Source organism: Pseudoduganella sp. RAF53_2 (assembly GCF_052113985.1).
Classification (GTDB): domain Bacteria; phylum Pseudomonadota; class Gammaproteobacteria; order Burkholderiales; family Burkholderiaceae_D; genus Rugamonas.
In genome coordinates this window covers 1-24,591 of the sequence record NZ_JBFRDW010000011.1, presented here as the reverse complement: position 1 = coordinate 24,591, position 24,591 = coordinate 1, and the positions used below count along the sequence as shown (strand labels likewise).

21 protein-coding genes and 1 pseudogene are annotated in these 24,591 nt (G+C 62.4%); 5 read left to right on the top strand and 17 right to left on the bottom strand.

Features of this window, described 5'->3' with window-relative positions:
- Nucleotides 1-3,764, top strand: a pseudogene (locus AB4Z11_RS01465) (iron-regulated protein frpC); the annotation flags it as partial.
- Between the two features lie 83 nt (nucleotides 3,765-3,847).
- Here AB4Z11_RS01465 and flgL read toward each other — a convergent pair.
- The 11 genes from flgL to flgB all read right to left on the bottom strand — a co-directional run bounded on the left by flgL (nucleotide 3,848) and on the right by flgB (nucleotide 14,575).
- On the bottom strand, nucleotides 3,848-5,086 hold the full coding sequence (gene flgL, locus AB4Z11_RS01460; protein ID WP_442022207.1) for a flagellar hook-associated protein FlgL: 1,239 nt from the start codon (nucleotides 5,084-5,086) through the stop codon (nucleotides 3,848-3,850).
- 63 nt (nucleotides 5,087-5,149) lie between these two features.
- Nucleotides 5,150-7,096, bottom strand: coding sequence for a flagellar hook-associated protein FlgK (flgK, locus tag AB4Z11_RS01455; RefSeq protein ID WP_442022205.1), 1,947 nt, complete (start codon nucleotides 7,094-7,096; stop codon nucleotides 5,150-5,152).
- Between the two features lie 84 nt (nucleotides 7,097-7,180).
- The gene (flgJ, locus tag AB4Z11_RS01450) at nucleotides 7,181-8,098 is read right to left on the bottom strand and encodes a flagellar assembly peptidoglycan hydrolase FlgJ (protein WP_442022203.1); all 918 of its coding nucleotides are present in this window, start codon (nucleotides 8,096-8,098) and stop codon (nucleotides 7,181-7,183) included.
- 7 nt (nucleotides 8,099-8,105) lie between these two features.
- On the bottom strand, nucleotides 8,106-9,224 hold the full coding sequence (locus AB4Z11_RS01445; RefSeq protein ID WP_442022209.1) for a flagellar basal body P-ring protein FlgI: 1,119 nt from the start codon (nucleotides 9,222-9,224) through the stop codon (nucleotides 8,106-8,108).
- A gap of 2 nt (nucleotides 9,225-9,226) precedes the next feature.
- On the bottom strand, nucleotides 9,227-9,883 hold the full coding sequence (locus AB4Z11_RS01440) for a flagellar basal body L-ring protein FlgH (RefSeq protein ID WP_442022201.1): 657 nt from the start codon (nucleotides 9,881-9,883) through the stop codon (nucleotides 9,227-9,229).
- An 11-nt stretch (nucleotides 9,884-9,894) separates the two neighbouring features.
- Nucleotides 9,895-10,677: a flagellar basal-body rod protein FlgG gene (gene flgG, locus AB4Z11_RS01435; RefSeq protein WP_442022199.1), complete on the bottom strand. Its 783-nt coding sequence runs from the start codon at nucleotides 10,675-10,677 to the stop codon at nucleotides 9,895-9,897.
- 52 nt (nucleotides 10,678-10,729) lie between these two features.
- On the bottom strand, nucleotides 10,730-11,473 hold the full coding sequence (locus AB4Z11_RS01430) for a flagellar basal body rod protein FlgF (RefSeq protein ID WP_442022197.1): 744 nt from the start codon (nucleotides 11,471-11,473) through the stop codon (nucleotides 10,730-10,732).
- Between the two features lie 11 nt (nucleotides 11,474-11,484).
- Nucleotides 11,485-13,029 carry a flagellar hook protein FlgE gene (locus AB4Z11_RS01425; RefSeq protein ID WP_442022195.1) on the bottom strand — a complete coding sequence of 515 codons (1,545 nt, stop codon included), beginning with the start codon at nucleotides 13,027-13,029 and terminating at the stop codon, nucleotides 11,485-11,487.
- 23 nt (nucleotides 13,030-13,052) lie between these two features.
- On the bottom strand, nucleotides 13,053-13,733 hold the full coding sequence (locus AB4Z11_RS01420; RefSeq protein WP_442022193.1) for a flagellar hook assembly protein FlgD: 681 nt from the start codon (nucleotides 13,731-13,733) through the stop codon (nucleotides 13,053-13,055).
- Nucleotides 13,734-13,745: 12 nt separating this feature from the next.
- Entirely contained in the window at nucleotides 13,746-14,156 is a 411-nt protein-coding gene (gene flgC / locus AB4Z11_RS01415) for a flagellar basal body rod protein FlgC (protein ID WP_442022191.1), read from the bottom strand.
- Nucleotides 14,156-14,575, bottom strand: coding sequence for a flagellar basal body rod protein FlgB (gene flgB, locus AB4Z11_RS01410; protein WP_442022189.1), 420 nt, complete (start codon nucleotides 14,573-14,575; stop codon nucleotides 14,156-14,158). The genes flgC and flgB overlap by 1 nt, the downstream gene beginning before the upstream one ends.
- Before the next feature lie 130 nt (nucleotides 14,576-14,705).
- Here flgB and flgA point away from each other — a divergent pair, with 130 nt between their 5' ends.
- The 4 genes from flgA (at nucleotide 14,706) to AB4Z11_RS01390 (ending at nucleotide 17,895) form a co-directional block, all read left to right on the top strand.
- The gene (gene flgA / locus AB4Z11_RS01405) at nucleotides 14,706-15,392 is read left to right on the top strand and encodes a flagellar basal body P-ring formation chaperone FlgA (RefSeq protein WP_442022187.1); all 687 of its coding nucleotides are present in this window, start codon (nucleotides 14,706-14,708) and stop codon (nucleotides 15,390-15,392) included.
- 107 nt (nucleotides 15,393-15,499) lie between these two features.
- Entirely contained in the window at nucleotides 15,500-15,811 is a 312-nt protein-coding gene (flgM, locus tag AB4Z11_RS01400) for a flagellar biosynthesis anti-sigma factor FlgM (RefSeq protein ID WP_442022185.1), read from the top strand.
- A 16-nt stretch (nucleotides 15,812-15,827) separates the two neighbouring features.
- Nucleotides 15,828-16,289, top strand: coding sequence for a flagella synthesis protein FlgN (locus tag AB4Z11_RS01395; protein ID WP_442022183.1), 462 nt, complete (start codon nucleotides 15,828-15,830; stop codon nucleotides 16,287-16,289).
- A gap of 52 nt (nucleotides 16,290-16,341) precedes the next feature.
- Nucleotides 16,342-17,895: a hypothetical protein gene (locus AB4Z11_RS01390; protein ID WP_442022181.1), complete on the top strand. Its 1,554-nt coding sequence runs from the start codon at nucleotides 16,342-16,344 to the stop codon at nucleotides 17,893-17,895.
- Here AB4Z11_RS01390 and motD read toward each other — a convergent pair.
- From motD to flhA, 6 genes are all read right to left on the bottom strand, one after another.
- Nucleotides 17,864-18,646 carry a flagellar motor protein MotD gene (motD, locus tag AB4Z11_RS01385; RefSeq protein WP_442022179.1) on the bottom strand — a complete coding sequence of 261 codons (783 nt, stop codon included), beginning with the start codon at nucleotides 18,644-18,646 and terminating at the stop codon, nucleotides 17,864-17,866. The genes AB4Z11_RS01390 and motD overlap by 32 nt on opposite strands.
- A gap of 1 nt (nucleotide 18,647) precedes the next feature.
- Nucleotides 18,648-19,394: a flagellar motor protein gene (locus AB4Z11_RS01380; protein ID WP_442022177.1), complete on the bottom strand. Its 747-nt coding sequence runs from the start codon at nucleotides 19,392-19,394 to the stop codon at nucleotides 18,648-18,650.
- A complete protein-coding gene (locus AB4Z11_RS01375) occupies nucleotides 19,376-20,107 on the bottom strand; it encodes an RNA polymerase sigma factor FliA (RefSeq protein ID WP_442022175.1) in 732 nt (243 codons plus the stop codon). Before AB4Z11_RS01375 ends, AB4Z11_RS01380 begins: the two co-directional genes overlap by 19 nt.
- Nucleotides 20,108-20,129: 22 nt before the next feature.
- Complete coding sequence (locus AB4Z11_RS01370) at nucleotides 20,130-20,948, bottom strand: MinD/ParA family ATP-binding protein (RefSeq protein WP_442022173.1); 819 nt, start codon at nucleotides 20,946-20,948, stop codon at nucleotides 20,130-20,132.
- Entirely contained in the window at nucleotides 20,941-22,356 is a 1,416-nt protein-coding gene (gene flhF / locus AB4Z11_RS01365) for a flagellar biosynthesis protein FlhF (protein ID WP_442022171.1), read from the bottom strand. Before flhF ends, AB4Z11_RS01370 begins: the two co-directional genes overlap by 8 nt.
- A gap of 278 nt (nucleotides 22,357-22,634) precedes the next feature.
- The coding region (gene flhA, locus AB4Z11_RS01360; protein ID WP_442022169.1) for a flagellar biosynthesis protein FlhA at nucleotides 22,635-24,591 on the bottom strand (1,957 nt) is incomplete at its 5' end.

Below are 24,591 nucleotides of genomic sequence, written 5' to 3'. Positions count from 1 at the left end.
CTCTGAACCTGTTCACGATTCGCGGACTGACTACCGACCAGATCCAGGCCATCGAATTGCCGGATCTGAAGGCCATGAATACGCTGCAGATCACCGCCTTCACCACCGACCAGATGCAGGCGCTGACCACGGACCAGCTGCGCGCGATGACCAGCCAGGAAATCGCCGTGCTGTCGCCAACCCAGCTGGCGGCGCTGACGCCGGCCCAGCTGGCTGCACTGGGCAATGTCATCGATTACACGACCCAGCAGATTGCCGCTCTCAGCACCGACCGCATCCTGGCACTGACCACCGACGACCTGGTGGCGCTGAGCACGAAGCAGATCGCCGCGCTGACGCCGGTCCAGATCGCGGTGATGACCAGCGACCAGATTATCGCCATGACCGCGACGCAGTACGGTGCGCTATCCACGCGCACCATTGCAGCCCTGACCACGGATCAGATTCCATTTATCGAGTTCGGCGACCTGGCTGCTCTGAAGACGGCGCAGGTGGCGTCGCTGACCAGCGACCAATTGTTGACCCTCAGCACCGATCAGATCAGTTCGCTGACATCCGTTGAGATCGCTGCCCTGCGCACCAATCAGATTAACCTGCTAAGCACAGACCAGATCGCTGCATTGCCCACCCTGATCAGCCTGACCAGCGCGCAAATGCATGCGCTGACCAGTGACCAGATCGTCATGCTCGATCCATACAAGATCGGCTCGCTGAAAACCAACCAGATCGCCGGCCTGTCGCAAACCCAGATCGGCTTCCTGAACAGCGATCAGGTGATTGCGCTTACCACTTCCCAGTATGGCGCCCTAGCAACCCGCACCATCCAGGCACTGACTACCGACCAGATTCCGTGGATCGAGTACCAGGACCTGGCGGCGCTGAAATCGTCTCAGGTGGCAGCACTGACCACTGACCAGCTGCTGGCGATCACAACCGACCAGATCAGCGCTCTGAGTACCGCGGGCATCGCCGCCTTGAGTCCAGGCCAGGTGCAGAACCTGACGCCAGACCAGATTGCAAATCTCAGCTCACGCCAGGTGGCATCGCTGTCCACGCGTGCTGTCAATKCGCTGACGCAGACCCAGATTCAGTATCTGGAACTGGGCGATCTGGCAGCCATGCGTACCGACGAGATCCGTGCTCTGAACTCGGACCAATTGGCAGTGCTGAGCAGCGATCAGGTCATGGCATTAACGTCCAAGCAGGTCGCGGCCCTGAGCACGCTGCAGTTGTCCTTCCTGACGCCTGACCAGTTCCTGCTGCTCGGCCCATTGAAGGGTCTTACCTCGACCCAGATCGCTGCCCTGCCAACCGACCGCATCTCGCAGCTGGATGCCAACCAGATCGCGGGGCTGAGCACGTCCCAGATTGCTGGCATTACCAGCCGCCAGAGCCAGGCCCTGACCACCGACCAGATCATTGCGCTGAGCTCGCAGCAAATGCGCGCGCTCAGCACTTCCGCCCTGCGCGCCCTGAACAGCGACCAGCTGCTGGCGATGGAGCTCGGCGACCTGGCTTCGCTGACCACGCAGCAATTCGTTTCGCTGACAACGGACCAGCTGAGCGTCTTCGGTTCCGACCAAATGCAGTCGCTGTCCACGGCCGAACTAAATGCCATGACCAGCGTACAAGTACGTGCCCTGACCTCCGACCAGCTCGGCTACATGGGCAATCTCGGCAGTTTCGGCACCAGCCAGATCGCGGCGCTGACCAGCGACCAGTTCATGTCGCTCGATGACGGCCACCTGCAGACCCTGCGCACGGCCCAGATCGCCGGCTTGAACAGCAAGCAGTTCGGCTACCTGAGTCCGAGCCAGATCACCGCGCTGACCGGCCAGCAAATGAAGGCGATCACCGCGTCCGTGATCGGCACGCTGAGCACTGACCAGATCCTGGCAATCGATGCCGGCGACCTGGCAGTGATGACCACGGCCCAGCTGAGCACGCTCAAAACCGCCCAGATTGCGATAATGAGCAGCGAGCAAATCGGTGCGCTGACGACAACCGAACTCGCCGCGCTGAACACACTGCAGATCGGCGCCCTCAGCGCCACCCAGCTGGACGCATTGAGCACGCTGAAACCTCTGACCTCGCTGCAGATCGGCGCGCTGAATTCTACCCAGCTGGCGTCCTTCGATCAGCCGCAGATGAGTACGCTGACCACCTTGCAGGTCAGCGGCCTCAGCAGCCGCCAGATTGGCTGGCTGAATACGGACCAGATCAACCAGCTGAGTACCGCCCAGGTACGCGCTCTCAGCACTGGGGCGCTGCGCGGACYGAGCAGCGACCAGCTGGCCGCTCTGACTGTTGGCGAGATCCAGGCCTTGAGCACGACTCAGCTGACTTCGCTGCGTACCGACCAGATCGGTGAACTGAGTACCGATCAGATCAGCCAGCTGAGCACGAAGACATTGCAGGCGCTGGCCAGCGCACAGATCAAGGGCCTCACGGCCGATCAATTGCTGAGCATAGGGACGCTGTCTGTCTTCACAACCGGCCAGATTGGCGGCTTGTCGTCGGCCCAATTCGCAGCGATGGACCCAACGCTGGCCAATACGCTGACGACGGCACAGATGTCGCAGCTTAACGGCGCCCAGGCAACCGGTTTCGGCACCCAGCAACTGGCGACCATGACCAGCGACCAGATTGCCACGCTGGCCACGCGGGCACTGGTAGCACTGAATTCCGACCAGCTGCAGGCCCTGAGCGCCGACGAAATCGGTTCGCTGATGACAGCGCAGATAGGTGCGCTGTCGAYCACGCAGATTACGTTCCTGTCCACCAATCAGGTCAGCATCCTGTCGACCGCACAGGTGCGCGCGCTGAAGTCGCCGCAGATCAAGGCGCTGACCAGCGATCAGCTGGTGTCGATGTCGGTGACCGAGTTTGCTGCCTTCAGCTCGGCCCAGGCGGCTGCGCTGACGACGGCGCAGCTGGCAGCCATGACGCCGGACCAGCGCGACGCTGCCGGTCTGGTCAGCCCGCTGGTGCTGGACCTGGATGGCAATGGTATCCGCACTCTGTCGTTGGCGGCGGGTGTGAAATTCGACATTGCGGCCAGCGGCGACAAGGCAAGCACCGGCTGGGTTGGTTCCGGCGACGGCTTGCTGGCACTGGACCGCAACCACGATGGGGTCATCAACGATGGCAGCGAGCTGTTCGGCACGGCGTCGCCGCTGTCCAGTGGTGGCAAGGCGAGCGATGGCTTCAATGCGCTTGGCGACCTCGATACCAACAAGGATGGCGTCATCGACAGCAAGGACGCGGCGTTCGCCGACCTGCGCGTGTGGGTGGATGCGAATGCGGATGGCATCAGCGAATCCGGCGAGCTGAAGACGCTGGACGAACTCCACATCGCCAGCTTGTCGGCGAAAGGCCAGGCCACCAGTGCGCTCGATAACGGCAACTGGATCGGCCAGCAGTCCAGCTACACCAGCACGGACGGCAGCCAGCATGAAGTGGCCGACGTGTGGTTCCAGACCTCGATGCGCGCGAAAGTGAATTCCCTGAGCAATGCGATTGGCGAGTTCACAGGCAACACGGAGTCGGCCAGCACCGCCGCAAACAGTCTGCCGATGCTGAACCCGGCAGATGCGGCAGCGGGCAACGCTGCCGGCACACTGGCCACCAGCGTCGCTTCGCTGACACAGCAGATCGAGCACTTCCAGAACGCGGGCGGTGCTGCTGCTTCGGGCTTGGCGCATGCGGACACTGACTGGTTCCGCAAGAGCCCTGCCCTGCACGGCATCCTGGCGGCGAAATAAGCTGAAGGGCCGGGGCAACCCGGCCCGCCCAGGCGAAAAAAAAGCCGGTCACGCGACCGGCTTTTTTTATTGACGCTAAGCGCTTAGATGAAGTTGAACAGCGACAAGCTGGTGATTTCTTTGTACGACTTCTGCGCCGCTTCCAGATTGATCTGCTGCTGCGTGAACTGGGAAATGGCAACCACCGGGTCCACTTCCGTCAGATTCGACAGCGTCGTCGCGTATTGCAGTTTCAAGTCGTCACCGGAACTGTCCAGGTAGTCCAGCTCTTTCAGATTGGCGCCCACGGTTGCGCGCACCGACAGCATATTGTCCGTTGCCGAATCGACGTTCGAGTTGGCGATATTCAGCGCATTGGTCAGCTGTGCCTGTCCGGCCGGACCGCTGCCGCCGGCGCGCAGTGCACCGATCAGGTCTTTCACGGTTTTGAAAATGGACTGGTTCTGGCTTGGGTCCACCGTGAACACATCGCCGTTGGCCGGCGCGCCGCTGACGGACATTTGCATGCCGTCAAAGGCAATACTCTCGCCTTCCTTGTAAGGCACAGGCGTTGGCGTCACCAGATTGCCCGTGGTCACATCGGTCACGCTGTAGGCGTAAGTAGCCGGTGTGCCGGGTGTTGCTGGCGTCACGGTGAAGGCAATCGAATACTGGTGGCCGGTCAGCTGGCTGGCGTCCTTCACCGAACCGGGCGAGATCACGCCGGTGCCGCCACGGCCGTAATTGGCTGGGTCGGCCGCGGTCTGGAAAGTGCCGTTGCCGGTGACATTGTTCTCAAAAATGGACGCACCGGATGCGCTGATCGGTAGCTGGCGCGAGGAGCCCACTTGCAGCTCACGCTGGCCGGAATCGCCCTGATAGGCGGCGCCGCTTGCGGTAGGCGTGAATGGCAGCGTGGACGAACGATAGCCGGCGAACAGATACCCGCCCGCACCATCGGCCGTGTTGGCCACGCCCATCAAGTCGGCCAGACGGCCATCCAGTTCCGTTGCCAGCGCTTCGCGGTCGGTCTGGCTCAGACTGCCGTTACCGGCGTTCACGATCAGGGTCTTGATGTCCTGCAGCAGGCTGGTGCCCGAACCGAGCGCCTGGTCCACCTGGGACAGAGAGCTGCGCGCATTGTCGCGGTTGGTCTGGAACTGCGCGTTCATCGACTGCGACTGGGTCACTTCCAGCGCGCGTGCGCTGGCAATCGGATCGTCTGCCGGAGTCAGCACGCGCAAGCCGGAAGACAGCTGGTTCTGCGTCTTGGCGAGCGAGGTCTGCAGCCTGCTCAGCTGAGTCACGCCGCTATCAAAAATTGCTTTGGAGCTGATGCGCATTACCATAATGCTTCTATTCCTTTCCGGACCACTGCCTTATTAACGGCAGTTGCCCGACGATATTTAGCCGCCCAGCTGCAGCAGCGTATCGAACAGCGTGCTGGCAATCTGCATCACCTTGCCAGCCGCCTGGTAGGCTTGCTGATATCGCAAGAGATTGGCAGCTTCTTCATCCAGGTTCACGCCGGATACATTCTGTTGTTGGGTCGTGGCTTGTTCCACCGCGGTCTGCGCCGCATCGCTGCCGATCTGCGCCTCGCGCGCGCGGTTGCCGACGAAGTTCACCATCTGGGCATACGAGCCCTGGAAGGTGGCGGTGCCCTTGTCCAGGATGTTTTTCGATTGCAGGCCCGCCAGCAGTACGCCGTTGCGGTTGTCGCCCACACCCGAGGTATTCGGACCAATCGTAAAGGTGTCGTTATCGGCCGGCTTGCCGCTCAGCGTCACGCTGATGCCGCCGAAGGTGATCTTGGCGCCGTCGGTGTAAGGAATCGAGGTGGTGCCAGCCGGATAGCTGGTGGTCGTGCCGTTCACGGTCACGTCGATCTGCTGGGTGCCCGGGAAACCGTTGATGGTGTTGCCAGCCAGGTCATAGTCCAGAGTAATCGGCGACGTCAGCGCGTTACCCGGCTGCAGATAGATCTGGTCCACACTGCCCGCATCGATCTTGCCGGTGCCTTTGTTGGTGGTCGGCGCCGACGTCGAGATCGGCGCCGCCAGTGCAATCTTGGACGCGTCGGTCAGCACCACCTTCAGCTGCTGCGCTGCCTGATAGGTCGGACGCACCAGCGCGTGGTCACCGCTGGCCGGTACGCCGCTGATGTTGTATTCCACGCCATCCACAATCTGCGGATTGGTCGTGATGGTGGTCTTCTGGCCATCGGAGGCGCGCGTCAGCACCATATTCGTGCCGTCGAAATTCAGGTCGTAGTCGCTGCTGGTCAGGGCCGACGCGTCCTTGATCGTGGCCACCACATTCAGCGTGCTGGTCGGCGAGTTGCGCGAATCGTAGCCGACGAAACCGGTGATGTCGCCAAAGAAGTTCTGGCCCGGATCGCCGTTCTGGTCCTGGCCCAGCTTGTGCTGCGCATTGAAGGAAGTGGCCAGGCCAGCCGCGATCTGGCCCAGCTGGTTCTGAGCCTTGTCCAGCACGGTATTACGGAATTGCAGCAGGCCGGCCATGGAGCCGCCGTTGAACACATCATCCGGCAGCGGCGAAACTTTGCTGCCCGTCTGATAGCCGACGGAAATGCGGCTCGGATCGGTCGGCGAGCTGCTGGCCGCCAGCTGATAGGTGTTGGCGCCGACCACCAGCGGTTGTCCCGTACCGAAGGACACGTTCAGCATATTGTTGTCGCCCTGCACCACCGTCAGCTTGACGTTCTTGTTCAGCTCGGTGATCAGCTGGTCGCGCTGGTCCAGCAGGTCGTTGGGCGGATTGTTCGGATCGTTGGTCAGGCGGGCAATATCCTGGTTCAGCTTGGCGATCTGGGTCGCATAGGAATTGATCTGGCCAATGGTCGAGTTGATCTGGGTCGTCGCGCCATCGCTGATTTCCTGGAAGCGATCGTTCAGGCTCTGGAAGCGCGCGGCCAGCGTATTGGCCGAGGACAGCATCGATTCACGCGATGCAACCGACGACGGGTTCGAGTTGGCGTCCTGCACGCCTTTGAAGAAATCCTGCAGCGCAGGCGACAGGCCGGCCGTGCTGTCGGCCAACAAGTTGTCGATCTGGCTAATCTGGGTCAGGTAAGTATCGACTTGCGATTGATTCGCCTCCGCGCCCCACACCTGCTTGGTCAGGAAATCGTCGTAGGAACGGCGGATGGACGACACTTCTGTACCCGTGCCGATGAAGCCCACGCCCGTGTTTACCGGCGGCGTGGTGCTCTGGATGGCGGTCTGGCGGCTGTAGCCCGGCACGTTGGCATTCGTGATGTTGTGTCCAGTGGTGGACAGGCCCGCCTGGGCTGCCAACAAACCGCTCTTGCCGATGCTGAGAAGAGACATTGACTGATTACCTTAACTCGATATGGACAGTTTACGGCCAGAATACCCGAAACTTGAAATAGCCCTTTGCAACCGTGCGTAACATCAGGCCAGTGTTTTCTTGATAATGCTGGCCAGCTTCACTGCGTAGTTCGGATCGGTGGCGTAGCCTGCGCGCTGCAAGCCTTTGGCGAAACCGGCGGCATCGCCGCTGCTGGCACTGGCAAGGGCTTTTTCGTAGCGTGGGTTACTTGCAATCAGCTTGGCGTAATCCTTGAAACTGTCCGCATAGCTGTCGTAAGCGCGGAAACGCTCAACCTTGCTCTGCGCCTTGCCGTTGACGTATTCCGTTGTGGTCGTTTCGACTACTTTGCCCTTCCAGTCCGCGCCAGCCTTGATGCCGAACAGGTTGTGGCTGTTGGTACCGTCGCGGCCCTTGATCTCGCGGCGGCCCCAGCCCGATTCCAGCGCGGCCTGGCCCAGCATGAACTTGGCCGGGATGCCGGTGGCGCGGCTGGCTTCTTCGGCGTGGCTGCCGAGCTTGTCCTGGAAGGCTTTGACGTGGGCCGGCTTGGAACTGTCGCTGCTGCTTGCGCTGCTGGTGCCGGCGGCGCCGCCAGCGGCCTCGATCGACTTCTGCAGCTTGGCCGCATCCAGCATGGTGCGCGAGAACGCATCGTCCGTGCCGGTCGCTGCATCGGGCACCGCGCTTTGTGCCTTGCTCAACTGGCGCACCAGCACATCGGCCAGGCCCAGGCCGCGCTTGGCGATGGTCTGGCTGGTCTGCTGGTCGAGCATGGACGTGAACATCTTGGTTTGCTGGCTGTCCATCATGCCGTCCTGCGGCGTGGCGTCGCGCATGCTCTTCATCATCATGTTGACGAACATGGACTCGAACTGCTGGGCTGCCGCCCGGGTGGCGTCGGCCGAACCGGCGCGCGCGCCCTGGCGCAGCTCGCTCAGGCCCTTGTTGTCGAGCGCGAAATTGCTGCTGAGGTCGGTTGGCGTGTTCTGGCGGATCATGATGGCCTCAGATGATTTCCAGTTCAGCGCGCAGCGAACCCGCAGCCTTCATGGCTTGCAGGATGGCCAGCAAATCCTGCGGCGATGCGCCGATGGCGTTCAATGCCTTCACCACTTCCGCCAGATTGGYGCCGCCCTTCAGCATCAGCACCTTGCCCGGCGCCTTGTTGATATCGATCTGGCTGGCCTGGGTCACCACCGTCTGGCCACCGGACAAGGGATTCGGCTGGCTCACCTGCGGCTCGCTGCTGATCGACACGGTCAGGTTGCCGTGCGAGATGGCGCAGGTTTCCAGCGTCACTTCCTGGTTCATCACGACGGAACCGGTACGCGCATTCATGATCACCTTGGCAGCCTGGCGTGCCGGACTCACATCCATCGCTTCCAGCTGGCCGATGAAGGCCACGCGCTGGTCGCTGGACGATGGCGCGGTCACGCGAATGGTGCGGCCATCCAGCGCGTACGCCACGCCCGCGCCGTATTTGTTGTTGATCGCTTCCACCACGCGGCTGGCGGTGGCGAAATCGGTGTTGTTCAGTTCCAGGCGGATCTGGCCGCCCTCGCCCACATTGCTCGGCACGGCGCGTTCCACCGTCGCGCCACCGCTGATGCGGCCGACAGACAGGTGATTCACCACGACCTGCGTGCCGCCGCCCGGCGCTTGCGCACCAACGCCGCCCACCAGGATATTGCCCTGCGCCATACCGTACACCTGGCCGTCCGCACCTTTCAGCGGGGTCATCACCAGCGTACCGCCGCGCAAGCTTTTCGCGTTACCCATGGAGGATACGGTCACGTCCAGCAACTGGCCGGGCTGTGCGAACGGCGGCAGCGAAGCGGTGACCATCACGGCCGCCACATTCTTCAGCTGCAGGTTGGTGCCGGCCGGCAGTGTCACGCCCAGCGATTGCAGCATGGACGCCACGCTCTGCACGGTGAATGGCGTTTGCGTGGTCTGGTCGCCCGTGCCATCGAGGCCGATCACCAGGCCATAGCCCATCAACTGGTTCTGACGCACGCCGGCGATGCTGGCGAGGTCCTTGATGCGTTCGGCGTGCACCTGCGGCGCCAGCACCAGCGCCGAGCACAGCGAGAAAGCGAGGGACAGGAGCTTGATCGTTTTCATCATCAGAATGGCAGCAGGCTGAGGAAGAAGCGCGAAGCCATCGATTGCAGCTCCGTCTTGTCCAGATGGGAATTCGTGCGGTACTCGACGCGCGCATCGGCAATCGCGGTAGAGGCCACGCTATTGTTGGACGCGATCGAGTCCGGATTCACCATGCCGGAAATGCGGATGAATTCCGTGCCCTTGTTCATCGCAATCTGTTTTTCGCCCGCGATGATCAAGTTGCCGTTTTCCAGCACTTCCACCACGGTCGCGCCAATGGTGCCGCGGAAGGTGTTGGATGCGGACTGGTTGTCGGCATCGGCGTATTTGTTGTCGGCGCTGGTGGCGACATTGGTGCCCAGGCGGCTTTGCAGCGGCCCCGGCACGCCGAAGTTCACGCTGCCGGACTTGTTGCCGGAACTGGCGCCGGCCTTGTTGGCGGTGGTGTTTTCGGTGATGACGACGTTGATCACATCACCCACATGACGCGCGCGGCGGTCTTCGAACGCTGGACGGAAGGTGCTGTTCTGGAAGATCGCGCCATTGTTCTGTGCGACACGCGGATACGCGGGCGGCAAGGGACGAGCCGTCGTTGGTCCGGAAACGATGGATGGCGGCGTGGTGCCGGCGCAGCCAGCCAGCAGCAAGGCAGCAGCGGCGAGGGACAGAATCTTCATCGCAAACTTCCTTACATCTGGCCCAGCTTCTGCAGCATCTGGTCCGAAGTCGTAATGGCCTTGCTGTTGATCTCGTATGCGCGCTGGGTCTGGATCATGTTCACCATTTCCTCGACCACGTTCACGTTGGACGATTCCACATAGCCCTGCAGCACCACGCCAGTGCCATTGGTGCCGGGCTGATTGGCCGTTGCCGCGCCGGAAGCGCCGGTTTCCACGTACAGGTTCTCGCCCTTCGATTCCAGGCCGGTCGGATTGATGAAGGTGGCGAGCTGGATATTGCCGATCTGCTGCGCCGCCACCTGGCCCGGCAAGGTCACGGACACGGTGCCGTCGCGGCCCACGGTGATGCTCTGCGCATTGATCGGGATGGTGATGGCTGGCTGCAGCACGTAGCCGCTGGACGTCACCATCTGGCCATTGTTATCGCGCTGGAAGGAGCCGTCGCGGGTGTACGCGGTGGTACCGTCCGGCAGCAGCACCTGGAAGAAGCCATTGCCGTTGACCATCAGGTCTTTGTCGTTGCCGGTGGAAGTCGGGTTGCCCTGGGTGTGAATGCGCTCGATAGCGACGGGACGCACACCGGTACCCATTTGCATGCCGGATGGCAGCTGCGTTTGCTGGGAGGATTGGGCACCAGGCTGGCGCACGTTCTGATAGAGCAAGTCTTCGAATACGGCGCGCGACTTCTTGAAGCCATTGGTGCTGACGTTCGCCAGATTGTTGGACGTCACGTCCATCTGGGTCTGCTGCGCCTCCATGCCAGTCTTGGCAATCCACAACGATCGAATCATTTTGCTTGCTCCTTAACGGTATTCCTACGCAAGCATTATCTCGTGGGAATGATCAACTCAAAGCGAGGATCTGGGTGGCTTTTGCCGCGTTATTTTCGGCATTCTTCAACAGGCTCATTTGCGTGTCGAAGGAGCGTGCCAAGGTGATCATATTGACCATGGCGTCAATCGGATTGACGTTGCTGCCCTCCAGCGTGCCATCGGCCAGGCGCACGTTGAGGTCGGGATCGGCAGGCAGGCCGGACTGGTTGCGGAACAGGCCATCGTCGCCGCGTACCATGCCCTTGGTGTCAGGATTGACCAGCTTGATGCGGCCCAGGATGTTCGCCGGACCCGGCTGGGTCTGATTCATCGCAATGCCGCTGACGGTGCCATCGACGGCAATTGCCACATCGGTATCGGGCGGAATGGCAATCGGACCATTCTCGYCCACCAGGGTCTGGCCGCTGGTGGTTTGCAGCAGGCCGTTCTCGCTGACCTTCAGGCTGCCATTACGGGTATAGGCTTCGGAACCGTCCGCCGACTGCACGGCCAGCCAGCCATCGCCACGCACTGCCACATCGAGCGCGCGGCCCGTGGTTTGCATTGTGCCCTGGCGGAAGTCCGCGCCCACGGTGTTGTCCACCACGAAGGTGCGCGTGGGCAGGCCCTCCGACACCACCGGCACGGCCCGGAACGAGTCGAGCTGGGCGCGGAAGCCCGTGGTGGTGGCGTTGGCCAGGTTGTTGGCGGTGGTGGCCTGCTGGTCCAGGATATGCCTGGCGCCAGTCATGGCCGTGTAGACGAGGCGGTCCATGGTTCAGCCTATTAACGCAGGTTGACCAGGGTTTGCAGGATCGAGTCCTCGGTCTTGATCGTCTGCGCATTGGCCTGGTAGACGCGCTGGGCGGTGATCATGTTCACCAGCTCTTCCGTCAGGTCGACGTTGGACGATTCCACCGAGTTCGAGCGCAGCACGCCAAAGCCGCCGGAGTTCGGTACGCCGATCTGCGGCGAGCCGGACGCCGAGCTTTCGGCCCAGGCGTTGTTACCCAGCGGGATCAGGCCGTCCGGGCTGGCGAAGTTCGCCATGGCGATCTGGCCCAGGTTGCGCGAGCCGCCATTGCTGTACTGGCCGATGATCATGCCGTTTTCGTCCACCGAGAAACGCTCCAGGCTGGCGGAGGAATTGCCGTTCTGGGTCGATGGTTTTTCGCTGGTCGGGCTGCCGTACTGAGTCAGTCCATCGAAGGACGTGGTGATGGTCAGCGGCTGCGCCGAACCGGTGCTCGGGAAGATCGGCAGGCTGATGGTGATCGGCAGCGTCTGCGGCGGGGTCAGCGCGGCCATCGCAGCGGCGTTCAGCTGGCCGTTCTGGTCGAACACCAGGGACGCCACTTTCACAGCCGGCACGGCAACCGCCTGCTGCAGCTTCAGATTGATCTCGTCAGGATTGGTGCCGGAAACCGTGCCCACGCCGGAGGTCGGATCGAAGGCGGCAGTCAGTTTGTCCTGCTGCTCCTGCGATGCGCCTGCCGCCTGGGCAGCAGCCAGCATCACCGGACCGGCAGCTTGTGCGTAAGCAGCGGCGGCGGCATCAATGTCGGACTGCACCGGCGGCGTGGCGCGCACGGCAGCCAGGTAGGCATTGCGCGCATCGCTCACACCCTGATCCGTCAGGATGGAAGCGGCCACCGCCTGCGCCACCACTTCGGTGCCGTCGGATGCGGCATACACGTCCCAGTTGTTGGCGTCGGTCTTCACGTAGTAGGTGGACATCACGTGGGAATTACCCAGGCTGTCGTACACCGTGGTCACCATCTGCTTGTTGTACGAAGTCGGATCGATGGCGCTGAAAGGCACGGTCTTCGGCACTTCGGACGTGGAGCTCAGGTTCAGCGCCAGGTTGGCCTTGGTGGTGGCGACCGGAGTCAGGTCGGAATAGTCGATCTTGATCGGCACTGGTGCGCCTTGCAGGATCACGCCATCCTTGGTAGCCAGGTAGCCGGTCAGGGTCGCGCCGGTGGAGTTGGCGATGGTGCCATCCTTCTCCATGTGGAACTGGCCGTTGCGGCTGTACTGCACCACGCCGTTCTGGGTCAGGCGGAAGAAGCCGCCACCGTTGATGGAGACGTCGAGCGGATTGTTGGTGGTCTCGATATTACCCTGCGTGAATTGCTGGGCAATGCGGGCGACGTTCACGCCGATACCGGCGTTGGTGCCGCTCACGCCGTTCAGCGAGTTCGCGTACAGATCGGCGAACTGCGCTTGCGAGCCTTTGAAGCCGACGGTGCTGGCATTGGCGATGTTATTGCCGATGACGTCCAGAGATTTGGCTGCGCCGTTCAGACCACTGAGTCCTTGCTGGAACATGGTATTCCCCTATCAGGTGTGACTTACAAAACTTGTTTCACATCAGCMATGCCGAGCTGGCCGATGCCTGGAATATTGAGCTTGACGCCTGCCGCGCCGGTCGACACGCTGGCCACGGTGCCGAAGGTCAGCGCTTGCGCATCCTTCAGCGTGTCGGTGCCGCTGGTGGCCGTGACCTTGATGGTGTAGGCGCCATCCGGCGACGTCTTGCCATCTGCCGTTTTGCCGTCCCAGGACAGCGGCAGCGTGCCGGCATCCACGTTGTCCATGGAGAAGGACTGCACCACCTTGCCGGACGAGTTGCGGATATCGATCTGCAGCTTGTCCGCATGGCTGCCCACCTCCACGCCGAACAGGCTCTTGCCTTCGGTGAGCGTCAGCGCATTGCCCGGCACCAGCACGCCATGGTTGATCATGCTGATCGCGCTCATGCTGTTGGTCGAAGCCTGGTCGGCTTGCATCGCGGTCAGCGTTGCGTTCAGCTTGTTGATGCCGGTGACCGTGTTCAGCTGCGCCAGCTGGCTGGTCATCTGCGCGTTGTCCATCGGGTTCAGCGGGTCCTGGTTCTTCAGCTGGGTGACCAGCAGGGTCATGAACTTGTCCTGATCCGCCTGGACGCTATCCGTGGCCGCAGTCTGCGGGTTGACGGCATTCAGCAGTGCGGCGGATGGTCCGGTCGCCGTGGTGTTATTCACAGTTGTCATTACTTACTCCGCTTACTGACCGATGGTCAGGGTTTTCAGCAGCATGGTCTTGGCTGCATTCATGGTTTCTACGTTGTTCTGGTAAGCGCGCGAGGYGGACATCATGTTCACCATCTCGTCCACCACGTTCACATTGGGCATGGTCACATAGCCCTTTTCGTCGGCCAGAGGATTCTTCGGGTCGTAGACCAGCTTCATCGGCGACGGATCTTCAATTACGCGCTGCACACGTACGCCGGTGGCGGTGTTGTCGGCGGTCGACGGCGTGGCTTCGAACACCACCTGCTTGGCGCGGTAGGCTTCGCCGCTGGCACTGGTGGCGCTGTCCGCGTTGGCCAGGTTGGAAGCGGTCACGTTCAGGCGCTGGGCCTGGGCGCTCATGGCCGAGCCGGTCACATTAAAAATGCTGAACAGTGAAGACACTATTGACCTCCCTGCAGTGCGGCCATCAGGCCCTTGATCTGATTGCTGACAAATTGCACGCCTGCCTCGTAACGCACCGCGTTGTCGGCGAAGGCATTGCGCTCCACATCCATGTCGACTGTATTGCCGTCCACCGCGCCCTGCACCACGCCGCGGTACAGCAGCGGCGTGCCATCGGGCAGCACACTGCCGTCTTGCGGAGGGTTGGGGAAATGCTTCTGGGCCGTGGTGTTCAGCGGCGCCGGTGTACCCTGGCGCGCCATGGCGCTATTCAGTGCGCTGGTGAAGTCGATGTCGCGCGCCTTGTAGTTCGGAGTGTCGGCATTCGCAATATTCGATGCGAGCACGGTCTGGCGCTGGGAGCGCAAGCTCAGCACCGTTTCATTGAATCGCAAATAATCGTCGAGTTTCCCTAACATGGCGGTCGCCCTCTTCTGATGACAGGTTCGATGATACGGAGCAACACGGTCAAACGATCGGGAGAGAAGGATGGGGTTTTCCACGCTATTCCCGGCTTTCCCCCGTGCACGCGAGGCTAAGATGGCTGGCATGAAACGCATACTCATCACTACTGCCCTGCTCTTTCTGGCTTCCGCCGCCTCCGCCCAGACCCGTATGGACGTGAACGTGCTGCGCCAGACGGTCGAGCAGTTCCTGCAAGTGCAGACGGCCGGCCTGCCCGGCAAGGTCACGGTGCACGCCGGTGCGGTAGACCAGCGCCTGGCTCTGGCAGCCTGCGCGGCGCCGGAAGCGTTCATGATGCCGGGCGCACGGGCCTGGGGTAAGACGACGGTGGGCGTACGGTGCGCAGCCCCCACCGCTTGGACGGTGTATATTCAAGCTAACGTATCGGTGCTGGGCAACTACATTGCCGCCGCAGTACCGCTGGCGCAGGGCCAGCCGATCGAAGAAAGCCAGCTGGCCGTAATGCAGGGCGAATTGACCGCCCTGCCCGCCGGCATCGCAACGGACAAAGCGCAAGTTGTCGGAAGAACCAGCAATCTTTCCATTTCGGCAGGTACGCCCGTGCGTGTGGATTTGCTGAAGAGCAAGCCGGTGGTGCTGCTGGGCCAGCCGGTCAAGCTGGTTTCGCGCGGCAATGGCTTCTCGGTATCAGCCGAAGGCAAGGCGGCCGGCAACGCGGGCGAAGGACAGGTAGTACAGGTAAGAACTGCAAATGGGCAACAAATAAGCGGCATCGCCAAGGCTGGCGGACTGGTGGAAGTGACGTTCTAACAAAGGGTTACGAGTATTCGCCGCCGACCAGCTAAAGTTTTGCTAGCCGTGGCCGATATAAGACTCGTATCCCGGAGTAAAGTCTCCAACCAGACGAGGATAATGCTGTGAAAATCAATGATTCAATGAAAAGCACGCCGGGGCTGCCGACGTCGCCTGCCACCACCAATAACGCCCGCACGGCGGAAAAGGCGGCACCTGCGACGAACCAGCCAGCCGGCGACAATGTGCGCCTGTCCGCGCAAGGACAGGCGTTGGCAGCGAGTGGCGCAGGCGCCGCCAACGGTGTGTTCGACACCAAGAAAGTCGAACGCATCAAGATGGCGATTGCCGATGGCCAGTTCCAGGTCAATTCCGAGAAAGTGGCGGATGGCCTGCTGGAAACGGTCCGCGACTTGCYGCATTCGCGCAAACGTTAAGGAATAAGGTAGAGCCATGTCCGAGTCCCCGATGAGCAGCCTGCACCAGGAACTGCAGCTGATTACTGACCTGCTGGAAGTGCTGAAGCAGGAACAGGCCCATCTGGTGGCAGCGGACATCGACAAGCTCACCGCCCTGACGCCGCACAAGTCCAGCCTGGTCAGCCAGATGGGCGCGCTCGCCACCCAGCGCCACGAAGCGCTGGCCGCGCTCGGCTTTCTGGCCGAGGAAGCGGGCATGGAAGCCTGGCTGGAAACGCAGCATGACGCTGATGCCTCCGCCGTGTGGCAAACCGTGCTGGGCCAGACGCGCGAAGCGAAAGAGCTGAACCGCCTGAATGGCGTACTGATCAACAAACATCTGAGCCAGACTCAGGGCGCCTTGCAAGCCCTGCGTCCGCAGACGGCCGGCCCGGTGTACGGCCCGACCGGCCACACCACCTCCGTCTCACGCAGCCGGGGCTTTATCGCCGGCTGAATTCTTGCGCGGGCGCAAAACCCGCTCATCGGCGTGCTAGCATACTGCGAACATGCCAAAAAATAACTATTTTCTTTCTGCAGCTTGTGCGGTCCTGTTTGCCGGCAATGCTTCCGCCGCCGTCCATCCGGCACTCGCCAGCGGCCAGTTAGGCCTCTACCCCGCCGCCGACTTCCGCCTCGCCAGCGGACAATGCCAGGACTGCCCTACGCCGCGCCAGGCACTCTGGTACTTCCGCGACGAAGCCATCGCCGTCCCGCGCGCCGCCGGTGAACCGCCGCTGGTCTGGCTGGGCTCGCCCGACCGCATCGACGACGCCATGCTGGCGCCTGATGGCTCCAGGCTTGGCGAGGTCCCGCTGCAGCTGGCGCCAAAGATTGCCAGCAACCGTTCCTGGTTTGACGCCCACTCGCTGGCTTTCTTCCGCCAGCGCGAAGTGAGCGCACGCGGCACGATGAACAGCGGCGTCTTCACCGCGCGCAGCTTGTGGCCGCGCGATTTCGTGCTGGCGCCATCCCTCGCCGCGCCGTTGAAGTCGCAGGACGAACTCGCAGGCTGGGTGCAGGCCGAGCATGGCGGCGCGCGCAGCGCTTACGCCACGCGCACGGTCTGGCAGCGTCCCGGCAGCAAGGTTGCGTGGGCCGGCAAGCCGGCCTTGGCCGTGATGCTGAACGGCGCACAAGGCGATGACGACGAAGCCTACGGCGGCCACTTCGCCATCGCCACCGGCCGCATCGGCCCGCAAGGCGAATGGTCCGACTGGCTGGTCAACAACTTCTACAACCTGGACAGCGTCAGCGAAAAAGGCATCGTCGCATCGATGGTGCCAATGGACAGCTACCTGATGGACCTGAACAGCGGCCAGCAATACTACCGCCCGTCCTACATGCTGGTGGCCGTGCTGCGCGATGCCCGCACAGCGGCCGCCTACCAGAGCGGCATCCAGGACGTGTTCACGCACTTCTATAAACACGACTTCACCTACAAGCACGCCGCCGCCAACTGCGCCGGCATCAGCATCGATATGCTGCGCAAGTTGGGCTGGCAAGTGCCGCAGCGTGGACCAACGGGACGCGTGACGGCCGTCGCGGCCTACGGTTACATGGCCGCCAGCGACCRCAGTCTGCAAAGCGGCCAGAAGACCTACGACTACTTCACGGAAGAACAGACCCGCCTTTATCCTGCCGTGGCTTTCGACGCCATCGGCCGCGACCTCCTGGCGCTGCTGGATGGCCAAGCCGGCCGCACGCTCAGCGCCTACGAACAGCAGCTGCGCGACGATGTGGAAGCGGTGGTGCTGGTGCGCATTCCGCAAATTCCATCCAGCCGTGCCTTCGGTTCGGCGCCGGTATATTCGATTGCGGAATATCGCGAACGCGTGCCGGCCGATCGCAGCAAATGGCAGATCGTTCCAACGCCGGCACGGCCCTTCCCCGCCGCGTTGCGCGACGGACCGGCGCCTGCCGAAGACGCACCGATGCAGCCGCTGCCCGTGCTCGGCACGCTGGCAGGACTCGGCGCTGCCGGCGCGAGCGCTCTGTGGCGGCTGCGTCTCTGGCTGCGCCGCCGCAAACTCAGCGCGGCGCCTGCGGCGCGATCGTCGTAGGAATTTCGGTTGAGGGGTCGGGGATGCCCGACAGGATGGTGACGGCCACGCGGCGATTGCGCGCGCGGCCTTCCGGATCATCGTTCGATGCGACCGGATGATTGTCGGCGTGGCCGACCGCCGTCATGCGCGAGGCGGCAACGCCCGACTCGATGAACAGCCGCACCACCGTCCCCGCGCGCGTGGCCGACAATTCCCAGTTGGAGGGGAAAGCCGTATTGCGGATCGGCTGATTGTCCGTATGCCCTTCCACCTGCACCGCGTGCGGATCATCCTTCAGCAGCGAAGCCACGGCGGTCAGCGCTTCACGCGATTCAGGCGTCAGGCGCGCATCGCCGGGATTGAACAGCACACTGGCGTTGATTTCCACGCTCACGCCGCGGCTGTTCTGCGTGACCTTCACCTTGCCCTCCTTGACCAGCGGCGCCAGCGTGGCGGCGAGATCGTTGGCCAGGTGCGTCATCTGCTCCTTCTCCTTGCGGATCTGCTCCGCGCGGCGGCGCTGGGCCGGATTCGGGATCGGCACATTCTGCACTTCGGTGTTCTGCAAGGGTGCTGCGCCCTGGCCGCCGAAAGCATCGCCCAGCGCATCGGAGAAGACTTTGTATTTGCCGATATTGACGGAGGAAATCGCGTACATCACCACGAAGAACGCGAACAGCAGCGTGATGAAATCCGCGTAGGAAATCAGCCAGCGCTCATGGTTCTCCGGTTCATCGTCGAACTTCCTGCGTGCGCGGCGGTACTGCATCTCAGTGCTCCCGCATCAGCGTGGCGATGCGCTCGTCGATCACACGCGTGAAGTCACCGGTGGCGATATCGTAGAACACCGCGGCGGCAAGCTCCTGCTGGTAGACCTGGCGCGTGACGATGTTTTTCAGCTTGTTCGCGATCGGATAGAAGAACAGATTGGCCAGGCCCACGCCATAAATGGTGGACACGAAAGCCACCGCGATGCCGGAACCGAGCTTGCTCGGATCGGTGAGGTTTTCCATCACGTGAATCAGACCCAGCACCGCGCCCAGGATGCCGATGGTCGGCGAATACCCAGCCGCCGATTCCCAGATGCGCACAGCCTGGCGTTCGGCCGTTTCGAAGGCGGTGATTTCCATGTCCAGCATTTGCCGCATTTTGTCCGGCTGGATGCCGTCCACGATCATACGCAGACCCTTGGCGATGAATTTGTCTTTGGAGGCGAGCATGTAGCGCTCCAGCGCCAGCAAGCCGTCGCGGCGTGCGGCCAGGCTCCAGGAATTGATGTCGCGCGCCAGCGCGGCGCGGTTATCGGCGGGCGGCTGAAAAATCCAGCGCAGCATCGATAGGCCGCGGCGCAAAGTGGGCAGGCGCGTTTGCAGCATCACCGCGCCAAACGTACCGATAACGACAATGGCAAACGCCGCCGGCTGAAGCAGGGAAGTGAGTTTGCCGCCTTCCAGCCCCTGGCCAACGAGAATGCCGGCAAGCGCCAGCAGTACGCCGGCTATGCTGGACCAGTCCATGCCTGCTCCCGGAGTGATGCACGCAGGCGGGCCACGGCCTGGGTGTGCAATTGCGAGACCCGCGATTCGGATACACCCATCACGGCCCCGATTTCCTTCAGGTTCAGCTCTTCTTCGTAATACAGGCCCATTAACATTTTCTCGCGCGGCGGCAAGGCATCGATGGCATCGATCACCGCTTGGCGGAAATCGGTATCGAGCAGCGCGCGCAGAGGATCGGCTTCCTCGTCATGTGCGTATCGGTCGAGGAAGGAATCATTGCCATCCTCGTCGTGGAAATCTTCGTAATACACCAGCTGGTGGCCGCCGCCTTCGGACAGCATTTCCTGGTAATCGGACAGCGACAGCTTGAGCGACTTCGCCACTTCCGATTCGCTGGGCGGACGGCCCAGGCGCTGCTGCAGCACGGCCATCGCATTTTCAATCTTGCGCATATCCTGGCGCAGCGAGCGCGGCATCCAGTCAGAGGAGCGCAGCTCGTCCAGCATGGCTCCGCGGATGCGCATCACCGCATAGGTTTCAAACTGGGCGCCGTGGGTTTCTTCGTAGCGGTTGATAGCATCGAGCAAGCCGATCATCCCGGCCTGTACCAGGTCATCCACTTCCACACTCGGGGGCAACTTGGCCTTCATGTGGTGGGCAAGCCGCTTAACCAACGGCATGTGCTCCGTCAGCAAAGAGTCTTTGTCTACTTTCCCTTTGACCGTGTACATAAAATTCTAGTTGTTGTAATGCTCAAAAATGGTTGCTGCTCCCCGCAAAGTGTGATGCCGAGCCAGCCAGCGCAAAGCGTCCGGCCAGTTGACGGAACGCGACCGAAGCACCGGCCAGCGGAAACGCATCGACCACCGCGCGCCCTAAGCGTGCTGCACGATGCAGGTACTCGTCGGCTGGAACGGAACCCATGGAAACCAGGTTCACTGCCAGGTAACGGCTTGCCGCCTGCGCCATATTATCGTAAACCACCCTCGCCTCGGCTTCCGAAGCCCCGGTAACGAGAATTCCGAACGGGCGGCGGCCCAGTTCGTGGTTCAGGCGCTTGATCATCAGATAAGCATTCTTGATGGAAGCCGCGCTGTTGGAAACTTGCACGACAATTTCCGAGCTGGCCATGACTGGCACGGGGAAAGCTTCGCCATCGAACTCGCCATCGACCAGGGTGATGCCGGTCTGCTTGACGAGCACGTCGAAAGCCTTGGCCAGGCGGCGGCCTTCGTCGGGACCGCGGCGCTGTTCGCCGCGCGTCATTTGCACCACATTAAATCCTTGCGGCGCAGCGTGAATCACCTGGTTCAGGCCGCACTGCTGGCGCGCCACATTGATCAGACTGGCGCCGCCATCGACACCCAGGCGCGACGCCACACCGTGCGCGCTGGCACAGGCATCGACCAGCAGCACATCATTGCCGGCCTGGGCCAGCGAGGCGCCCAGGTTAACCATCATCATGCCCTTGTCGTCCTGCGGCGTGGCGGACAGGAAGGTCACGATACGGGGCCGCGGCCCCGCCAGCATGCGGCGCAGGCCTTCTGCCTGGTCGAAATCGAAATTAGCCAAGGTGCACCTCGCGCAGGGAAGCATCATGGCCGGCATTGGCCATTACCAGAGGCAGATCGGCGTCAACGAACTGCGGCTTGGCGCCGCTGAAGGCACGCTCGATCAGGGCAGCCGGGTCGGCCAGGTGCAGGTCTTCCGGCACGCGCTGGCCGTTGGACACGTAGAACAGATTCAGCTTGTGGCGGATCACCACATCCAGCGCGGAGCCGATGGACGCGGCTTCATCGAGCTTGGTGATGATGGAACCAGCCAGGCCGCTGCCCTGGTAAGCGCGTACGACCTCGGACAAAGTCTCTTGCGTGGACGTGGCGTTCAGGCACAGCAGGCGCTTCACATTCGCTTCCGCGCCTTGCAGCATGGCGACCTGCTCTTCCACCATATGATCGCGCTGGCTGACGCCGACGGTGTCGATCAGTACGGTGTGCTTCTTGGTCAGTTCCTTCAGAGCGATGCGCAGGTCGGCTTCGTCCTTCACCGAATGCACCATCACGCCGAGGATCTTGCCGTAAATGCGCAGCTGCTCGTGGGCGCCGATACGATAAGCATCGGTGGTGATCAGGGCCAGCTTTTCCGGACCGTGGCGCATCACGCAGCGCGCGGCCAGCTTGGCGGTGGTGGTGGTCTTGCCGACACCGGTCGGGCCAACCAGGGCGAACACGCCGCCCTGCTCGATCAGCGCATCTTCGTTCGCCATGGCATTCAGGTTGCGCGCCAGGACGTTGCGCATCCAGCGCTGGGCATCGACACCGGCCGGCAACTTTTCAGTCAGGTAGCGCGACAGCTGGGCGGAGAAGCCAGCCGACAGCAGCTCGCGCAGCACGGCATTCTTGTGCGGCTCGCGCTGCTGGCCGTTGCTGAAGGCGATCTCGGCCAGTTGGGATTCCATCATGCCGCGCATGGCGCGCAACTCGCTCATCATGGTGCTCATTTCAGCGGCGGCGGTGGCTTTCGCTCCGGCGACGGCGTCGGCGACCATGGCGGTGATGCGGTCCATGTCGATGGCGGGAGCTGGGGCCGGTGCGGCCGCACGCGGCGGCATTGGGCGGGCTGGTGCTGGTGGACGCGGGGCCGGTGTGCGCGGCGCGGCTGGTGCCGTTTCGCGGGCTACGGTCGGCGCCGGACGCGGCGTCGCGCGCACGGCTGGCGCTTCCGGTTCCGGCGGCAGCATCGGCTCGACGCGCTCGTCGATTGCAGGCGGCGCCAGATCCAGTTGCGGCTGCGGTGCAGCCATTGGGGAATCTGCAGCGGGCATGGCCAGCGAGGCGGCATCGTCATTGGCCAGAGCCAGAATCTCCACCGCGCCATCGACGGGACGGTTGGAAAGGATCACAGCATCCGGCCCGAGGGCCTCGCGCACTTTGCGCAGCGCCTCGCGCGAGGTCGGCGCGGTGAATTTCTTGACGTTCATTGCAACTCCTGCAGTCTTTCACTCTGATGGTGAAATTATTGACGATGCACTGGAGAAACCATCGAACGAAAAGACCCCGAAAATCCCCCCTTATCCCAAAACCTTGGGGTCAGATCCGACATTCGGACATTTTCCTATTCCCCTATGGCGCAAGGGTCCAGAATAGCTCGACCATGCGTGGGTTCGCCCATCAAATTTACCAGCCGTAGCGGGCACGGGCCGCTCTGAGAGCAGCCCGATTCAAAAAATGTCCGAATGTCGGATCTGACCCCTGGGTGTTATTGGGCGCCGACGAGGGAGGTGACGCGGATGGTTTTGGTTTCCGGGATTTCGGCGTGCGACAGCACTTTCAGCTGCGGCAGTGCGCGGCGCAGGAAGCGGGCGAGCAAGGGACGCAAAGGTCCCGGCACCAGCAGCACCGGCGTCACGCCCAGCGCTTCCTGCTGCGCCGTCGCTTGCGCGGCTTGCTGCGCGATGGTGTCGGCTAGCCCTGGTTCGATGCCCGCGACGTCGCCGCCACCTGCCGACAACGCCTGCATCAGCAAACGTTCCAGACGATTGTCCAGGGTCATCACAGAAAGCTCTCCCCCCTGCGGGAACAGCTGCTGCACAATGGCCCGGCCCAGCGCAATACGCGATTGCGCGGTCAGCTCGTTCGGGTCCTGCGTCAGCGGCGTGAATTCGGCCAGCGTTTCGATGATGGTGCGCATGTCGCGAATGTGCACGCCTTCCGACAGCAGATTCTGCAGCACCTTCTGCAGCGCGGACAGCGACAGCATCTTCGGCACCAGATCTTCCACCAGCTTCGGCGATTCCTTGCCCAGATGATCCAGCAGCGACTGCACTTCCGCGCGGCCCAGCAGTTCAGCCGCATGCGTCGTGATCAGGTGATTCAGATGCGTTGCGACCACGGTGCCCGCATCGACTACGGTATAGCCCATGCCGGTCGCCTGATCGCGCAAGCCTGCGTCGATCCACACGGCCGGCAAACCAAAGGCCGGATCAGTCGTGGCCAAACCCGGCAGCGTACCGCTGGCCATACCCGGATTAATTGCCAGGAACTGGCCATTGAAGGCCTCGCCCGCGCCCACTTCCACGCCTTTCAGCGTGATGCGGTAAGCCGATGGCTTCAACTCCAGGTTGTCGCGGATGTGCACCGGCGGCGGCAGGAAGCCCACTTCCTGCGCGAATTTTTTACGGATGCCTTTGATGCGCTTCAGCAGCTCACCACCCTGATTCTTGTCCACCAGCGGAATCAGGCGATAGCCCACTTCCAGGCCGAGGGTATCCACGGCCAGCACGTCCTGCCAGCTGGCTTCTTCCTGTTCCGGCGCGGCTGCCGCAGCGGCGCCGCCCGCGGCAGCACCGCCTGCGGCCTGCGCTTCCGGCGTACCGCCCATTTCAACGCGCTCTTTCGCGCGCTTGGACATCAGGTACGCAGAGCCACCCAGCAAGCCTGCCAGCAGCAGGAACACCAGGTTCGGCATGCCAGGGATCAGGCCCATGCCGCCGATGATGCCGGCCGTGATGTACAGCACTTGCGGCTTGGCGAACAGCTGCCCGATCACCTGGGTGCCGATGTCTGATTCGCTCGCCACGCGCGACACCACAATACCCGCCGCAATCGAAATCACCAGCGATGGAATCTGCGCCACCAAGCCGTCACCAATCGCCAGCAGCGTGTAGTTTTTCAGCGCGTCGGCAAAGGCCATATCGTGCTGGATCAGGCCCACCAGCAGGCCGCCGACCACGTTGATAACGGTGACCATGATGCCGGCCACTGCGTCACCACGCACGTACTTGGACGCACCGTCCATCGCGCCGTAGAACTCCGCTTCCTGTGCCACTTCGCTACGGCGCGCGCGCGCTTCCTTCTCGCCGATCAGGCCTGCGTTCAGGTCGGCGTCAATCGCCATCTGCTTACCTGGCATTGCGTCCAGAGCGAAACGTGCACCCACTTCAGCGATACGGCCCGCGCCCTTGGTCACGACCACGAAGTTGATGATGGTCAGGATCACGAACACCACGATACCGACGGTGTAGTTCCCGCCGATCAGGAAGTGGCCGAAGGCTTCAATCACTTTACCGGCAGCGTCGGCGCCGGTATGGCCCTGGGTCAGCACCACGCGGGTAGATGCCACGTTCAACGACAAACGCAGCATGGTGGACACCAGCAGCACGGTCGGGAAAGCCATGAAGTCCAGCGGCTTGACCGTATAAAGACTGGTCAGCAGC

Coding starts and splice junctions, on each gene's coding strand:
- AB4Z11_RS01395 (WP_442022183.1), top strand. CDS start 15,828: ATGTCCGAGTCCCCGATGAGCAGCCTGCACCAGGAACTGCAGCTGATT.
- flgG (WP_442022199.1), bottom strand. CDS start 10,677: ATGATTCGATCGTTGTGGATTGCCAAGACTGGCATGGAGGCGCAGCAG.
- flgJ (WP_442022203.1), bottom strand. CDS start 8,098: ATGATCCGCCAGAACACGCCAACCGACCTCAGCAGCAATTTCGCGCTC.
- flgB (WP_442022189.1), bottom strand. CDS start 14,575: ATGTTAGGGAAACTCGACGATTATTTGCGATTCAATGAAACGGTGCTG.
- AB4Z11_RS01380 (WP_442022177.1), bottom strand. CDS start 19,394: ATGGACTGGTCCAGCATAGCCGGCGTACTGCTGGCGCTTGCCGGCATT.
- AB4Z11_RS01425 (WP_442022195.1), bottom strand. CDS start 13,029: ATGTTCCAGCAAGGACTCAGTGGTCTGAACGGCGCAGCCAAATCTCTG.
- flhF (WP_442022171.1), bottom strand. CDS start 22,356: ATGAACGTCAAGAAATTCACCGCGCCGACCTCGCGCGAGGCGCTGCGC.
- AB4Z11_RS01440 (WP_442022201.1), bottom strand. CDS start 9,883: ATGAAGATTCTGTCCCTCGCCGCTGCTGCCTTGCTGCTGGCTGGCTGC.
- flgL (WP_442022207.1), bottom strand. CDS start 5,086: ATGCGCATCAGCTCCAAAGCAATTTTTGATAGCGGCGTGACTCAGCTG.
- flgA (WP_442022187.1), top strand. CDS start 14,706: ATGAAACGCATACTCATCACTACTGCCCTGCTCTTTCTGGCTTCCGCC.
- motD (WP_442022179.1), bottom strand. CDS start 18,646: ATGCAGTACCGCCGCGCACGCAGGAAGTTCGACGATGAACCGGAGAAC.
- flgK (WP_442022205.1), bottom strand. CDS start 7,096: ATGTCTCTTCTCAGCATCGGCAAGAGCGGTTTGTTGGCAGCCCAGGCG.
- AB4Z11_RS01375 (WP_442022175.1), bottom strand. CDS start 20,107: ATGTACACGGTCAAAGGGAAAGTAGACAAAGACTCTTTGCTGACGGAG.